Here is a 14,427-nt window from a genome sequence, read left to right on the forward strand (position 1 = left end):
GTGCCGTGGCGCTCCGGACGTGCGGTGGGGCGGTCCGCGGCGCTGCGGCACGGGCTGACGGGCTGTCTGTCCGACGGTCTGACGGGGCGGTCTTCAGGGCACCACCTGTTTTACAACGTGAGAAATCCTGTCGGGCGCCACCACCCGTGTCAACCCCGTCGGTCGTCCAGCGCGTCGCCGGGAGCAGTCACGGCGGGTGGTCACCCGGCCCCGTCCGACGCCCTCGGCACCCCGGTCGGCGGCGGGTCGCCACGGGACGGTCAGCCGGTCGGTCGACGGGGGCGATCGACCTCGGGGGCCCGGCGGGACCAGACTGCGCCGGTGAGCACCACGCCGACGCGCCGCCCGGTGACCATCCGCGAGGTCGCCGCCGCCGCCGGCGTCTCCCCCAAGACCGTCTCCAACGTCGTCAACGCCTACGTGCACGTCCACCCCGACACCCGGCGCCGGGTGCAGGAGGTCATCGACGCCCTCGGGTACCGGCCCTCCGCCGTCGGACGGCAGCTGCGCAGCGGCCGCACCGGCATGATCGCGCTCGCGGTGCCGTCCATCTCCGCCCCGTACTTCGCCGAGCTCGGTCGGCACGTGGCCACCCAGGCGCGCCTGCGGGGCCTGGTGCTCGCCGTCGAGCAGACCGAGGGCCAGCTCGAGCGCGAGCGGGAGGTCGCCGACGGCAAGCCGGTGCGCTTCGCCGACGGGCTCCTGCTCTCAGCCCTGGAGATGCCCGACGACGAGCTGGCCGCCCCCCACCCCGACACCCCGATCGTGCTCATCGGCGAGCACGGAGGGTCCGACCTGCCCGTGGACCGGGTGGGCATCGACAGCGCCGGCGTCGCCCGCCTCGCCGTGGAGCACCTGCTCGCCTGCGGCCGCACGAGGGTGGCCTACCTCGGGCACAAGGCACCGGTGCACAACAGCGCCCGCGAGCGCATGGTCGGCTACCGCTCCGGGCTCGAGAGCGCCGGGCTGCCGTTCGAGCCGTCGCTGGTGCCGCCGTGCGGTGACTGGTCCCGCGAGGACGGGCGCACCACCACCGCGTCGCTGCTCGCCGCCCGCCCCGACGTCGACGCGGTCTTCGCCGCCAACGACGAGCTGGCGCTGGGCGCGCTCGCGGCCCTGCGCGAGGCCGGGCGCGCCGTGCCCGGTGACGTGGCGGTGGTGGGCGTGGACGACGTCGCGGAGGCCCGGTACGCCGTCCCGGCCCTCACCACCGTGGCCATCGACAGGGCGTTCGTCGCCGAGCGCGCCGTCGACCTCCTCGCGACCCGCCTGACCGACCCGGGGCTGCCCCCGCGGCACCTGCAGACCCCGTACCACCTCGTGGTGCGCGAGAGCACCAGCGGGACCAGCGGGACCACCCGGGACAGCGGGGCCGCTGCCGGGTCCGAGCACGTCTGAACCCGTGTGCGGCGAGGGTCACCCGGTCGCCGCAGACGTCGGGGTCCGACGGCTCGGTGGGCGGCCGCGGGCACTAGGGTCGCTGGCGGCTGACGAGCGGTCGGGTCCCCGTCGCACGCCGAGCACCACGCGACGAGGAGGGCTGGACGTGACCCTGTGCGCCCCCGTCCCCTCCCCGGGCGGCACCTCGTCCGGCGGTCCGGCCGACGGTCCCGGAGCCGCAGCACCCGAGGTCGCCTGCCGCTCGCACCTGCCGGGGCACCGGATGCCCCGGCTGCTCGCCGAGCTGGTGCGCCGCAGCCCCTGGGGGTGGCGTCGCGGCACGGTGACCGCGGTCAGCCCCGACGGCTGGATCCTGCTCGACTGCTCCGAGCACCGCCTCGGCGAGGACGGCGTCGGCGTGCTCGGCCGCACCCCGGTGCACGCGTGGCACCACGTCGACCTGTCCGCCCGCCTGCTGCCCGGCACCGCGGTGCGCCTCCACCAGCGGGCGGTCCGCCACCCCGACGCCCCGCTCGGCGTCGGCTCGGCTGCGCTGGCCGCGCCGCCCGGCGTGCTGCCGGGCCTGGTGAGCCTCCACGTGGCGCAGGGCCCCGCACCGGTGCCCGACCCGGTGGCGCTGGAGGAGTGGGCGGCCCCGACCGACGCGGTGGTCATCGACCTGCGCACCCGCGAGCCGATCGGCCTCCGGCACTGACCCTCGAGCGGCGCTGATCGCGCGCAGAGCCGGTCGGCGCTAGCGTCCGGTGCGTGGCTGACGACGTCCACCCGAGCCCCCGCACCGACACCCACTTCCTGCCCGACGCCGCCTCCGCGGTCGCCGACGCCGCCCGCGGGCTGGCGATGGCGCACCCGGCCGACGTCGGCGTGGTGCTCGACCCGCTGCACCTGTACGCGCGCCGCAAGGCTCCCGGGCGGCAGGTCGCGATCGTCTCGGGCGGGGGTGCGGGTCACGAGCCGATGCACGCCGGGTTCCTCGGGCCAGGTGGGCTGGACGCCGCGTGCCCGGGACTGGTGTTCACCTCCCCCCACCACCGCCAGGTGCACGCGGCCGCGCGCGGCGTCGCCGGGCCGGGCGGTGTGCTGCTCGTGGTGAAGAACTACACCGGCGACGTCATCTGCTTCGCGATCGCCGCCGAGCGGCTGCGCGCCGAGGGCGTGCCCGTGGAGACGGTGCTCGTGGACGACGACCTCGCCACCGAGGGCACCCCCTCGGACGGGGACGACGACGGGGGCACCGCCAGCCAGCGCCGCGGCACCGCCGCGACCGTGCTGGTGGAGAAGGTGCTGGGCGCTGCGGCCGACCGCGGCGACGACCTCGCGTCCCTGGCGGCCCTCGGGCGCGACGCGGCGGCCCGGGCCCGCAGCCTGGCCGTGGCCTCGCGCGCGCAGACGTCGCTGGCCACCGGGCAGCCGGCCTTCGAGCTCGGCCTCGACGAGCTGGAGCGCGGCGTCGGCATCCACGGCGAGCGCGCGGCGTCCACCACGTCCCGGCCGCCGACCCGTGAGCTGGTGGCCGGGATGGTCTCCGAGCTGCTCACCGGGCTGGAGGCCGCCGGTGCCGGTGTCGACGACGAGGGCGTCGCACTGCTGGTCAACGGCCTGGGCGGGGCGACGTCGCTGGAGCTGCACGCGCTGCGGGCCCTGGTCGGCGACCTCCTCGCCGAGCGCGGCGTGCGGGTGGCCACCTCCCTGGTGGGCACCTTCACGGCGGCCCTGGACATGCGGGGCTTCTCCCTGACGCTGCTGGCGCTGCGCCCCGGCTGGGCCGAGCTGCTCGCCGCGCCGACGGCCACGCCGTCGCTGCCGGCGCTGCCGCGCGAGGAGGCGCCGCAGGTCGCAGAGCGCCTCGACGACGCGTCAGCTCCGGGCAGCGGGGACAGCAGCACGGGGAGCCCCCACGGGCAGGACCGCGACGACGCCGGCGCCGCCGTGGTGGCCGCCTGGGCGCAGGCGCTGGGCGAGGCCCACGACGACCTCACGCGCCTGGACCAGCTGGCCGGCGACGGCGACTTCGGCGACAACGTCGCCTCCGGCCTCACCCACGCGCAGCGCCGCGGGGGCACGCTGTCAGCGGCGGCCGGCGCCTTCCTCGACGAGGTCGGCGGGAGCAGCGGCCCGCTGCTGGGGCTGCTCCTCACCGAGCTGGTGCCGGCGGTGCGCCGCGGCGACCCCTCGGAGGTCGGCCCTGACGTCGGCGCCGCGCTGCGCTCGGGGGCGCAGGCCGTGACCCGCGTGGGTGGCGCGCAGGTGGGTGACCGGACCTTCCTGGACGCTCTCGTGCCCGCCGCGGACGCCCTGGACGCCGGCGCCTCGCTGGTCGACGCGGCGAGGGCGGCGATCGAGGGCGCCGTCGGCACGGCGCAGCTGGTCGGCCGCCGCGGCCGGTCCCGCTACCTCGGTGACCGGGCGCTCGGCGCGCCCGACCCGGGCGCTGCAGCGGTGGCTGCGCTCGTCGTCGTCCTCGCCCAGGTGCTCGACGGCTCCCCGCAGGCGCGAGCACTGCCGTCGCCCGCAGCGGTGGCGTCGGGGACGATCAGGGAGTGACCTCTTCCTCCACCAGCACCTCCGAGACCCCCGTCAGCCGCAAGGGCCCCTACCGGATCATGACCGTCTGCACGGGCAACATCTGCCGCTCCCCCATGGCCGAGGTGGTGCTGAGGCACCGGCTCGACGAAGCGGGCTTCGGGGAGGACGCGGTGGTGGTCGACTCCACGGGCGTCTCCGACGAGGAGGAGGGCAACCCGATCGACCGGCGCGCCCGGAGGGTGCTGGTCGACGCGGGCTACGACGTCCCCGAGCACGGGGAGGGGGCGCACCGCGCGCGGCAGGTGCGGCCCGGGCAGGTGGCCGAGCGCGACCTCGTCCTGGCCATGACGTCCGCCCACCGGCGCGCGCTGCAGCGGCTGGCTCCCGGGCTGTCGCACCGCGTGGCGCTGTGGCGCTCGTTCGACCCGGCCGCGTCGGGGCTGGTCGGCGCGGGGCTCGACGTGGCCGACCCCTGGTACGGCGACATGAGCGCCTTCGAGGAGTGCCTCGCGCAGGTGGAGGCCGCCGCCGACGGCGTGGTCGAGCACGTGAGGGCGGCGCTGGCCCAGAGCGTCTGAGCCTCAGCGCAGGGTGCGCGCCGCCTCGCGCAGGCGGGCGTGCACACCTCCGAACGCGCGGCTCGCCGGGGCGGGCAGCAGCGCCTTCGGCACCTTCGCGAGCGCGGCGTAGGCCGGGTCGACGACGTTGGCCAGCGGCGCCAGACCCACCTGGCTGAGCAGCTGGTAGGCGTCGAGGTCGTCCAGGCCGTAGAGCTCTCGCAGCCAGCGGACCATCTCCACCTGGCTGGCGCGCCACGCGTCCTCCAGGGGACGGCCCGTGCCGACGGTCATCCAGTGCTCGTCGTCCTCCAGGCGCGGTGTCGCCGGGGCGGACGCCGGAGCGCCCGTCGTCGTCCTGAGCTCACCGGCCTCCACGAGGTCCACGAGCACCGTGGTGGTCATGGCGCCCTCGACGGCGGTGCCGCAGGTCTCGCCCTCGCCCTGGCGGTAGTGCCCGTCGCCGAGGCTGAACAGGGCGCCCTCGACGTTGACCCGCAGGTAGCAGGTGGTGCCGGCGCGCATCTGCGGGGTGTCGAGGTTGCCGCCGAAGACTCCGGGCACCAGGGAGGTGCGCACCTCGCCCGCCGCCGGCGCCACCCCGACCGTGCCGAGCATCGGCTCCAGCGGCAGCTCGACGCTGAAGGCGCCCGAGGTCAGCTCCACGGCGAGGGTCCGGCGGGCGGAGTCGAGGTGGTAGACCCACGTCCGCTCCGGCAGCGGCGGGGTCAGCAGCGCTGTGGTGTCGGTGCCGGTGAGCCCGCCGAAGAAGGGGACGAGGCTGGAGACGCCGGTGTCGCGGGCCGGTTCCAGGCTGACCAGGTGCAGTGCGAGGACGTCTCCGGGACGGGCGCCCTCCACGAGGAACGGACCGGTCTGCGGGTTGAGGCCGGGTGCCGGTGGGGTGTTCGAGGTGACGTCGGCGGTGGTCCGCAGGCCGCCGCCGAAGGCGTCCTCGCTCCACAGGCGCAGCGCCTGCCCGGGGCGGACGGTCCTCAGCGGGGCGACCCCGCCGAACGTGTAGGCGTACTGCAGAGGAGCGGGGTGGACCTCGACGACCTCCATGCCGCCCACCCCACCACAGCGGTGCGGGATCCGGGGGTCGGGCAGCGGATGCTGACGCGAGGTGTGCCCGCAGGTCTCGGCTGAGCCGGGTCCCGGGCCGGCGCGGTGGTGCAGTCCAGGGTCAGACCGGGGCCGATCCTGACCCTGGACTGCACCACCGCGCCAGCGGAGCTGACCCGCACCGACCAGCGCTGCCGTCGTCGTCCTGCGCCCTCCCGGCCGGGTGACGGGTGGCTCGGCGCCACTGCCCCGCTGACACGGGGGTTGCCCTGCGCCGGTCGGCGGCTGGTGCGGATCAGCTGACGTCGAGCACGCCGACCACCTCTCCGGTGAGCGGGCACGTCCACAGCGGGCGCGGGTCGGCGTCGTCGCCGGCGGCGAGCTGGAGCGGGTGGGTCGTCGGGTGGTCTGGGCACGGCGGCCAGTTGGTGGGCCTGTGCGCCCACAGGGACTCGACCACCTCGGAGTGCGCCGCGTCCGCGACGCGCGCCGCCTCCTCGGCGGCCGTCTCGCCGTCAGCTCCACCGCCGGAGACGCCCACGTCGCCGCCACCACGGACGCGGAACCAGCCCCAGGGCAGCGGCCACGGTGCCGGCCAGTCGCGGTCGCGGGTGGCTGGCACCTCCAGCTCCACGGCGATGCGGTCGGCTGCGGCCAGGACGACGAGCGCCTCCAGCGCCGCGACGGCGGGCGCGCGCAGCGGCGGCTCGTCGGGGTCGGCCTGCGGTCCATGCCGGACCGCAGGGCCGGCCGCCGTGTCGAAGGAGGTCTTGAGAGTCGACGAGTAGCCGTCACCGTGCCCGCCCATCTCCCGAGCCTGGCACAGCGGGCGCTCGCACCGCGGGGCGTGACGCCGGACGGGCAGAAGTCCGCGACGCGCCGCTGGCCGTGCCCGCGAGAGCACTTCTGCACGTCCGGCGTCACGGGAACACCCGGGCGTGCGGGGCGGTTGAGACCGAAGTCCATGCAGATGCATAGACTTGGCGCAGACCCGAGCACCTCAGGAGGCGCACCGTGCAGTTCGGCGTGTTCACCGTCGCGGACCAGACCCCCGACGTCCACACCGGGAAGACCCCGGACGACGTCGAGCGGATGCGCTCCCTCGTCACCATCGCCCAGCACGTCGAGGCCGCCGGCCTGGACGTCTTCGCCATCGGCGAGCACCACGAGACCGGGTTCGTCACGTCGAGCCCCACCACGGTGCTGGGCTACATCGCGGGACGGACCTCGCGGCTGCGCCTGTCGACGTCCATCGCGCACATCACCACCAACGACCCGGTGAAGCTCGCGGAGGACTACGCCACCCTCCAGCTGCTGTCCGACGACCGCGTGGACGTGATGTTCGGCCGCGGCAACTCCATGGCCGGCTACTCCGCGTTCGGCAAGGACCCGCGCGCCTCGGTGCAGCTGACGGTGGAGAACTACCAGCTCCTGCGCCGTCTGTGGGACGAGGACGGCCCCGTGGACTGGCAGGGCCAGTTCCGCAACCCGCTCCACCAGTTCACCGCCACCCCGCGCCCCGTCGACGGTGTGGCCCCGTTCGTCTGGCACGGCTCCATCCGCACCCCGGAGGTCGCCGAGATCGCGGCGTACTTCGGCGACGGCTACTTCGCCAACAACATCTTCTGGCCGAAGGAGCACTACATCCGGCTCATCGACCTCTACCGCGAGCGCTGGGAGCACCACGGCCACGGGCCGGGCAGCACCGCGGTGGTGGGCCTGGGCGGCCACGTGTTCATGCGGAAGAACAGCCAGGACGCGGTGCGCGAGTTCCGCCCCTACTTCGACGTCGCGCCGGTGTACGGCGGCGGCCCGAGCCTGGAGGAGTTCGCCCGGCAGACCCCGCTGACGGTCGGCACCCCGGAGCAGGTGGTGGAGAAGACCCTGACGTTCCAGGAGTTCTTCGGCGACTACCAGCGCCAGCTGTTCCTGGTCGACCACGCGGGCCTGCCGCTGAAGACGGTGCTGGAGCAGATCGACATGCTCGGCGAGCACGTCGTGCCGGCGCTGCGCAAGGAGATGGAGGCTCGTCGTCCCGCCGGTGTGCCGAGCGACCCACCCAGCCACGCCAGCCGCGTCGCCGCCCGCGCCCGGCAGTCGCAGCCGGCGTGACCAGCACCAAGCTCGCCGTCGAGGCCTGGGAGGCGCTCTTCCGCACCCAGGCCTCGCTGGTGCGCCGCTTCGCCGAGCAGGACGTGTGGGCACCGGAGCGCGGCGTCGGCCTGCGTGAGTACGACGTCCTCTACACGCTCACCACGGTCGACGGCGGGCGTGCGCGCCTCGGCGCCCTGGCCGACGCGGTGCTGCTGCCGCAGCCGTCGCTGAGCCGGCTCGTGGACCGGCTCGTCGCGCAGGGGCTGCTGGAGCGCGAGCCGGACCCGGCCGACCGGCGCGGCGTCGTCCTCGTCCTCACCGGCGCGGGGCGCGCGGCGCAGCGCGAGGTCGGGCGCCGCCATGCGGCGGCCATCGCCGAGGCCCTCGGGGAGCACCTCGACGACGACGACCTGCTGGCTCTGCGGGACCTGTGCCGGAAGGTCCTGTGCGCACGACTCCCGTGATCACGGGGATCAGGACCAGATCGCCGCGGGCCAGCCGTCGGGGGTGACCTGCGGCGGGTCGGGCAGCGGTCGGGCTGCCCCCAGCCCCACGCGGCGCGCCACCCAGGCCACGACGGCCGCGTCGAGCACGTCGTCCACCGCCGCGCGGCCGGCCTCACCCATCTCGTCGGGAACGACGACGCCGGCAGCGGCGAGCAGCGCCCTGCGCCGGGCGGCGCCGGCCCAGCTCTTCTTGCGGTCGGCGAGCGGGTGGCAGCCGTCGGCGTCACCGGCGCGCAGCGCCGCGAGCCGCCCGAAGGCGACCTCCGGGTGCACCTCGACGACTCGCGGTGCCTCGACGCCTGAGCGTTCGCGGACCCACGCGTCCACCTCGAGGACCTTCGCCCGCAGCCCGTACGCCTGCACGCTCACGCCAGCGCCGGTCGCCTCGCGGGAGATCACCACGGCCTCGGCGTGCGAGCCGGCCTCGAGCGCCGCGCGCACGGGCGTGACGAACACCGACGACCGGCGCGCGCCGAGGACCCGGCGCGCCTCGAGGTCGGCGGCGCGGTGACCGCGCTCGGCCAGGCCGATGGGGACGTCGAGCCCCACGACGGCGAGCGGCCCGCCCCGCTGCGCCGCGGCCACGAGCGCGCGCACGTCGGCGGCGGTGTGCGCCTCCACCCGTCCGCCGACGACGTCGTCCACGCTGTCGTCACCGTCGTCGAGGACGACGCCCACCCACCGCCCGTCCCAGACGTCGGCGCCCAGCACCCTCATCGCCGCACCGCGCTCACCCGAGCGATGGTGCCGGAGCCCGTCAGCGGGCGCTGACCAGCCCGGCGCGTTCGGCCTCGAAGGCGTCGACCACGGCGCGCGGCAGCCTGCCGCGCGGGCTGACCTCGACGCCCCGCTCGCGGGCCCACGCCCGGACGGCGGCGCGGGCCGCGGGATCGCTGAGGTCGAGCGGAGCAGCGGCGTCGGCCGCGGTGAGGTCGACGCCAGCGTCGTCACCGGCTGGCCGCTCCGCACGCGGGGCCGGGAGGCGCACCGCGGCGAGCGCCTGGGTCATCGGTCCCGCAGCAGCGCCGGGGACCACGGGCACCGACCCGGTCGCGACGGCGGCGGCGTGCAGCGCCGCGAGGACGTCGTCGACGTCCACGGCCAGCACGCGGGCGGCGGTCAGCAGCTCCTCGCGCTCCGCCTCACCGGTGGTCGCCTCACGGCCGACGGCGGCGGCCAGGGCCAGGACCACGCCGCGGGAGGCGGCGCGGACCTGGGCGCGGGTGAGGTTGGCGGCCTCGGCCAGGAGCGCCAGGGCGCGGGCGTCGTCGTCGTCCAGGGGGCCCGCCGCGAGGGCGTCGGCGAGCAGCTCCACGTGACCGGCCACGGCGGGCAGCGGGAGGTCGGGCCCGTCCAGCGCGAGCGACTCCAGCGCGACGGCCAGCCGGCCGGGCGGTGCGGTGAAGGACGGCAGCGACGGCGGGGCGTCGGTGCGAGGTGCGGCCGAGCTCATCGGCGGCACCTCCACCTCGGGCCAGGTGGCGGCGGCGGCACGGGCCACGACCGCAGCCTGCGCCTCGCCGCGCTCGCCGGAGCGGGCGAGGTAGCGCTGCAGCAGGCCTGCGGCGGCGCGGGCGTCGGTGAGAGCGGTCGGCACGCCGTCCAGGGCCACCCCGGCGGCGCGGCAGCAGTCGACGAGGCGGCGGCGGTGCAGACCGGGCAGGTGGCGCCAGCTGGCCTCGAGCGTGCAGAGCACGGGGACGACGGGCAGCACCACCCCGACCGCGGCGAGCTCGCTGCGCAGGTGCGCGAGGTCGGAGGTGGCGCCGTGCGCCACGAGCACGCGGCCCGCGAGAGCGGCCACCAGCTCACCGGCGACGTCGACGAGGGTGGGGGCTGTGGCCAGCTCCTCCAGGGAGGCGCCGGCGGTGGCGGCGAGGCGGGCGAGGTCGAGGCCCTGATCTGCGCCGTGGACGACGGACCGCGACGCACTGGCCGGGGTGGCGCCGGGCGCGGCGTCGACGGGGTCGTGCGGGCCGGCGTCGGGGCAGGTGACGGACGGGCGCAGCAGGGAGGTCCACTCGCCGACCACGGCGCCGTCGGCGTCCAGCTGGACCACGGCCACCTCGAGGACGCGGTCCCGCTCGGGCGAGGGACCGCTGGTGACCACGTCGAGGACGGCGTACCCGTGCTCGTGCGCAGGACGACCGGCGAGGACGGGGACCGACCCGAAGGCGTCCGGCACGACGCCCTCGGCGCGGGCGGCGACCTCGGCCACCACGGACAGGGGCATGGTGGAGGTGTGATCGGCCGGGCGGCCGGTCAGGTGGCTGCCGGCGTCGTCGCCGCGCGGGGCACCCGTGTCAGCGCCGCGCAGCGCCTGCGGCATGACCGCGACGCCCGCCGGTGGCGCGGCGTTCGAGGTCGAGGCGGAACCGGACCCGGTCAGCGAGAAGCGGCGGACGCCGTCGGAGCGCCTCATCAGCCTGTCCAGCACACCCACGTCTCTGCCCTCCCGTCACGGTGGAGCCCATCCGCCACAGCGGCCCCACGGTCGAGTCTGGCGCGGCGCGCTCCTCGGCGGGCGGGAACGCTGAGACCCGCTGCCGAGCCCGGCGCAGGACCACGGGCATGGCGCGGCAGGGGGCGCCACGCCGCAGCAGCGGCGCCCGACCGGCGCGTTCACCCGTCCGGGGGAGCCCGCTGGGGGCAGGGTGAGCGCGTGCCGATCCTCGAAGGGGAGGATGGGCGGTCGGACGGGGAGGTGACCTGCGGTGACGTGCGACGCGTGCGGAGGCCGGGGCTTCGAGCTGGTGGGCGTGGAGCCCGCCGGAGTGGTGGCGATGCGCTGCGCCCGCTGCGGGCGCGTGGAGCGGGTCGTGGCCGACCTGCGACCACCGGCGGGCACCCCTGCGCGCCCCTCCCGCTACCTCGCGCTGCACGAGCAGCGATCCCAGGGGGTCCCCGAGCCCGTGCACGCCGCTGCTCCCCTGAGCTGACCTGGTCTGAGCCGACCTCGTCTGAGCTGACCCGGCCTGCGCTGCTGGGGCCTGCCCCACCGCTGGCCGGCGCACCGGTGACCCCTCCCGCGGCCGTGCGGGAGCGCGCGCCGCGGGGGTGGACGGGCAGGATGGGGGCGTGACGAGGATCGCTGCGTGCCAGCTGGCCCCCGTCCCCGACGGCCTCGCGGCCAACGCCGAGCTCACGGCGGACGCCGTGCGCGAGGCGCTGGCTCAGGGGGCGGACGTCGTCATCCTGCCCCAGCTGGTCACCACCGGCGGGGTCCTGGAGGACGCCGAGCAGGCCCGCGCGGTGGCGGTGGCCAGCGGCCACGGCGTGTTCGCCGCGTGGGCGGCGGCCTGCACCGCTCGCCAGGGGTCGGTGGTGGTCGGTGGGTTCTGCGAGGCCGGCGACGACGGGCAGCTGTACAACAGCGCTGCGGTGGTGGACGCCACCGGTCTGAGGGCCGTCTACCGGTGCGCGCACCTGTGGGACCGCGAGCGCGTGGTCTTCGCGGCCGGGTCGGCGCCGCCGCCGGTGGTCGACACGGCGCACGGGCGCATCGGGGTGCTGGTCAACTACGACCTCCGCTTCCCGGAGTGGACGCGCACGGCCGCGCTGGCCGGTGCCGACCTGCTGGCGGTGCCGGTGGCGTGGCCCGCGGCGCAGCCTGGAGAGGGCGGGGGGCCCGACGGGCAGCTGGTGGCCGCGGCCACGGCGCGGCTGGAGCGGGTGGCGGTGGCGTGCGCCGACCGCAGCGGGCCCGGGTGGACCGCGGGCAGCTGCATCGTGTCGGCGAGCGGGCAGCTGCTGGCAGCTGCCGGCCCGGGGCGCAGCGCCGCCTGGGCCGACGTCGATCCCGAGGCCTCTCGGGACAAGCTGGTCGCCGGGTCGTCGGACCTGTGGCTGGACCGCCGCCCGGAGCTGTACGACCGGTTGACGGCCCCGCGCTCTACCAGCGGTTGACGGGACCGCGCGCCTGAGCGCGCCGGCGCAGCCGCACCAGGACGTCGGCGGCGGCCACCGCGGCCAGGCGGCCCGCCACGAGCATGGCGACCACCGCCAGGCCCACGGACAGCCACCAGGGCAGGCCGCGGGTGAGCATCCGCGTGAGCACGAAGGCGCCCAGGGAGACCAGGAAGGACGCGACGGGCACCCAGGCCGGCGCCTTCACCGCCCTGCCAGCCCGTCGTCGTCGCTGGTCGTCACCGGTACCACCACCTGACAAGCATGCACCCCCCTCGCCCACCCGACGCCAGGCGCCGAGGAGGTGAGGGGGGTGCGTGCGGAGCGGCTCACTCGCCGCGGGTCGCTCAGAAGCGGCCGAACACCACGTTGCTGCCCCAGATGGAGCGCTCGGTGACGGACTTGCCGGAGCGCGGGGAGTCCATCATCTGACCGTCGCCGGTGTAGATGCCCACGTGGTAGGCACGGCCACCGCGGACGAAGAAGACCAGGTCGCCGGGACGCGCGTCAGAGGCGCTGATGCGGGTGCTGGCGTCCATCTGGGCGTCGGCGGTGCGCGGGATGGAGATGCCGTTCTCGGCGAAGACGTGCTGGGTGTAGCCCGAGCAGTCGAAGCCGGACGGGCTGGTGCCGCCGTAGCGGTAGGGGGTGCCGATGTACTGGGTGGCGGTGGCCAGGACGGCGCCGCTGTTCAGCACGGGTGCGGCGTTCGCCGGGGCCACGGCCGCGGCCATGAGGCCGCCGCTCAGGGCGACGCCGGCGGCCACGCGGGCCAGGGTCCGGCGGGGCCTCGACGTGGCCGGGGCGCCGGTCGAGCCGTTCGCGCAGCGGGAGCAGGAGACGTGACGCCCGTGATGGGCATGGGTCATCGACATGTGGGGGTGAGCCTCTCCGACGCCTGCGAGGTGAGCTGTCGGGTTCGGGAGGTGAGGTCCCCCGGCTCGCTAGGCGAGCTTCACCCCGAGGACGCGTGAGCGCTCCGAAGAGCACCGCGCCCGGAAGTGGTTCCCCCGTCCCCTGCCACTGGGTTCGTGGACCTCCGACGCGCTGGCAGGGGCTCGGCGTGCGCGGTGAGGACTCCCGGTTGTCACCGGGAGCGGACAGAAAGTACCGGGAAGTGACGGAAACCCCCAAACATCCCAGGTCGCAACCGTGATCTGTTCGTGACACGCCGGTCGACGACACGCATCTGGCGAAAGTTTCGGCCGCACTGCCGCGCCTCCGGACGGGTCTCACCGGCGCGCCGGGTGATCGTCGCTCCGGCAGGATGGCGCCCGTGGCAGGCGGCGCGAAGCTCACGGACCGCATCGACGCCTTCCAGCGCCGCCACCCCGCGAGCGCGTTCCCCCTGGCCGTCGTCTACAAGTTCGCCGACGACCGCGGCCCCCACCTCGCCGCGCTCATGGCCTACTACGGCTTCGTCTCCGTCTTCCCGCTGCTCCTGCTGCTCGTGTCGGTGCTGGGCTTCGTGCTGGCGCCGTTCTCCGGGGCCGACCCGGAGCTGTCCGGCCGCGCCGTGACGACGACGATCGACGCCCTCGCGGGCGTTCCCGTCCTCGGCAGCGCGCTGCAGGGCAGCATCACGGGCCTGCGGGGCAGCGGCGTCGCCCTGACCATCGGCGCGCTCGGCACCCTGTACGGCGGCATGGGCGTCATGCAGGCCACGCAGGCGGCGCTCAACCGCATCTACGCGGTGCCGCGCTACAAGCAGCCGAACCCGGTCCTGTCGCGCCTGCGCAGCATCGTGCTCATGCTGGCCCTCGGCGTGCTGGCGCTCCTCGCCACCGCCATCTCGGTGGTGCTGCCGGAGGTGGCCGACGCCGTCCCGGTGGGCGGCGGGCTGCTGCTCGCCGCGGGCACGCTGGTGCCGTTCGCCATCAACACGTGCATCTTCGTCGTCGTCTTCCGGGTGCTGACCGCGGTGCGGCTGGGCTGGCGCAACGTGGCGATCGGCGCGCTGGTGGCCGCGGGGCTGTGGGAGGGGCTGCAGACGGCGTTCGCGCGCCTGGCCGGTGCGTACCTGCAGCACGCCGGCGACGTGTACGGCGTGTTCGGCGTCGTCCTGGGGCTGCTGGCCTGGCTGTACCTGCAGTCGATGGCGCTGGTGCTGGCCGCGGAGATCAACGTCGTCCGCCAGCGCCGCCTGTACCCGAGGGCGCTGCTGACCCCGTTCACCGACGACGTCGACCTCACGCCGCAGGACGTGCGCGCCTACACCGGGTACGCGCGCAGCGAGACGTACAAGGGCTTCGAGACGGTCACCGCCTCCTTCGACAAGGACGCCGCCGCGGGTGGCGACGAGCCCACCACCCACCCCGCTGAGGACGACGACGGCGAACGCGCCGGAGCGGGCTCGCGCGCTGCAGGCTGAC

The 14,427-nt window shown here is 76.0% G+C and carries 15 protein-coding genes and 1 riboswitch; of the genes, 9 read left to right on the top strand and 6 right to left on the bottom strand.

Annotated features, from left to right (window positions below):
* Positions 1-321: 321 nt before the first annotated feature.
* The 4 genes from FMM08_RS08470 to FMM08_RS08485 all read left to right on the top strand — a co-directional run bounded on the left by FMM08_RS08470 (position 322) and on the right by FMM08_RS08485 (position 4,505).
* Complete coding sequence (locus FMM08_RS08470; RefSeq protein ID WP_222710559.1) at positions 322-1,398, top strand: LacI family DNA-binding transcriptional regulator; 1,077 nt, start codon at positions 322-324, stop codon at positions 1,396-1,398.
* Positions 1,399-1,546: 148 nt separating this feature from the next.
* Positions 1,547-2,095 (top strand): hypothetical protein, encoded by a 549-nt coding sequence (locus tag FMM08_RS08475; protein ID WP_147925889.1) that lies wholly within the window; start codon positions 1,547-1,549, stop codon positions 2,093-2,095.
* Between the two features lie 53 nt (positions 2,096-2,148).
* Entirely contained in the window at positions 2,149-3,945 is a 1,797-nt protein-coding gene (locus FMM08_RS08480) for a dihydroxyacetone kinase subunit DhaK (protein WP_222710560.1), read from the top strand.
* Positions 3,946-4,004: 59 nt separating this feature from the next.
* Entirely contained in the window at positions 4,005-4,505 is a 501-nt protein-coding gene (locus FMM08_RS08485) for a low molecular weight protein-tyrosine-phosphatase (protein WP_147926037.1), read from the top strand.
* A 3-nt stretch (positions 4,506-4,508) separates the two neighbouring features.
* Here FMM08_RS08485 and FMM08_RS08490 read toward each other — a convergent pair whose 3' ends face one another.
* Both FMM08_RS08490 and FMM08_RS08495 read right to left on the bottom strand, forming a co-directional pair.
* On the bottom strand, positions 4,509-5,549 hold the full coding sequence (locus tag FMM08_RS08490; RefSeq protein WP_147925890.1) for an acetamidase/formamidase family protein: 1,041 nt from the start codon (positions 5,547-5,549) through the stop codon (positions 4,509-4,511).
* A 295-nt stretch (positions 5,550-5,844) separates the two neighbouring features.
* Entirely contained in the window at positions 5,845-6,357 is a 513-nt protein-coding gene (locus FMM08_RS08495; protein WP_147925891.1) for a hypothetical protein, read from the bottom strand.
* A 206-nt stretch (positions 6,358-6,563) separates the two neighbouring features.
* On the opposite strand from FMM08_RS08495, the gene FMM08_RS08500 reads away from it, so the two are divergent.
* Positions 6,564-7,661, top strand: a complete 1,098-nt coding sequence (locus FMM08_RS08500; RefSeq protein ID WP_147925892.1) for a CE1758 family FMN-dependent luciferase-like monooxygenase — start codon at positions 6,564-6,566, stop codon at positions 7,659-7,661.
* Positions 7,658-8,107, top strand: a complete 450-nt coding sequence (locus tag FMM08_RS08505; RefSeq protein WP_147925893.1) for a MarR family winged helix-turn-helix transcriptional regulator — start codon at positions 7,658-7,660, stop codon at positions 8,105-8,107. The genes FMM08_RS08500 and FMM08_RS08505 overlap by 4 nt, the downstream gene beginning before the upstream one ends.
* Positions 8,108-8,116: 9 nt before the next feature.
* Here the strand turns inward: FMM08_RS08505 and FMM08_RS08510 are convergent, their stop codons facing one another.
* Together FMM08_RS08510 and FMM08_RS08515 are read right to left on the bottom strand one after the other, a co-directional pair.
* A complete protein-coding gene (locus FMM08_RS08510; RefSeq protein WP_147925894.1) occupies positions 8,117-8,866 on the bottom strand; it encodes a DUF429 domain-containing protein in 750 nt (249 codons plus the stop codon).
* 40 nt (positions 8,867-8,906) lie between these two features.
* On the bottom strand, positions 8,907-10,571 hold the full coding sequence (locus FMM08_RS08515; RefSeq protein WP_147925895.1) for a 3'-5' exonuclease: 1,665 nt from the start codon (positions 10,569-10,571) through the stop codon (positions 8,907-8,909).
* 292 nt (positions 10,572-10,863) lie between these two features.
* Here FMM08_RS08515 and FMM08_RS08520 point away from each other — a divergent pair, with 292 nt between their 5' ends.
* Complete coding sequence (locus tag FMM08_RS08520) at positions 10,864-11,088, top strand: hypothetical protein (protein ID WP_147925896.1); 225 nt, start codon at positions 10,864-10,866, stop codon at positions 11,086-11,088.
* A gap of 139 nt (positions 11,089-11,227) precedes the next feature.
* Positions 11,228-12,055, top strand: coding sequence for a nitrilase-related carbon-nitrogen hydrolase (locus FMM08_RS08525; RefSeq protein ID WP_147925897.1), 828 nt, complete (start codon positions 11,228-11,230; stop codon positions 12,053-12,055).
* Here FMM08_RS08525 and FMM08_RS08530 read toward each other — a convergent pair.
* Both FMM08_RS08530 and FMM08_RS08535 read right to left on the bottom strand, forming a co-directional pair.
* On the bottom strand, positions 12,042-12,245 hold the full coding sequence (locus tag FMM08_RS08530; RefSeq protein WP_147925898.1) for a hypothetical protein: 204 nt from the start codon (positions 12,243-12,245) through the stop codon (positions 12,042-12,044). The two genes, FMM08_RS08525 and FMM08_RS08530, sit on opposite strands and share 14 nt — an antisense overlap.
* A gap of 157 nt (positions 12,246-12,402) precedes the next feature.
* Positions 12,403-12,822, bottom strand: coding sequence for a C40 family peptidase (locus FMM08_RS08535; protein WP_255472190.1), 420 nt, complete (start codon positions 12,820-12,822; stop codon positions 12,403-12,405).
* A gap of 115 nt (positions 12,823-12,937) precedes the next feature.
* Positions 12,938-13,100, bottom strand: a riboswitch (cyclic di-AMP (ydaO/yuaA leader).
* Positions 13,101-13,331: 231 nt separating this feature from the next.
* Between FMM08_RS08535 and FMM08_RS08540 the strand changes: the two genes are divergently transcribed.
* Complete coding sequence (locus FMM08_RS08540; RefSeq protein WP_187279628.1) at positions 13,332-14,426, top strand: YihY/virulence factor BrkB family protein; 1,095 nt, start codon at positions 13,332-13,334, stop codon at positions 14,424-14,426.
* Position 14,427: the final 1 nt, after the last annotated feature.

The organism is Quadrisphaera setariae (genome assembly GCF_008041935.1).
Classification (GTDB): domain Bacteria; phylum Actinomycetota; class Actinomycetes; order Actinomycetales; family Quadrisphaeraceae; genus Quadrisphaera; species Quadrisphaera setariae.

Bases quoted from the DNA above. Each gene is read 5' to 3' on its own strand.
- FMM08_RS08485 (WP_147926037.1), top strand. From the start codon at position 4,005: ATGACCGTCTGCACGGGCAACATCTGCCGCTCCCCCATGGCCGAGGTG.
- FMM08_RS08490 (WP_147925890.1), bottom strand. From the start codon at position 5,549: ATGGAGGTCGTCGAGGTCCACCCCGCTCCTCTGCAGTACGCCTACACG.
- FMM08_RS08495 (WP_147925891.1), bottom strand. From the start codon at position 6,357: ATGGGCGGGCACGGTGACGGCTACTCGTCGACTCTCAAGACCTCCTTC.
- FMM08_RS08510 (WP_147925894.1), bottom strand. From the start codon at position 8,866: ATGAGGGTGCTGGGCGCCGACGTCTGGGACGGGCGGTGGGTGGGCGTC.
- FMM08_RS08515 (WP_147925895.1), bottom strand. From the start codon at position 10,571: ATGAGGCGCTCCGACGGCGTCCGCCGCTTCTCGCTGACCGGGTCCGGT.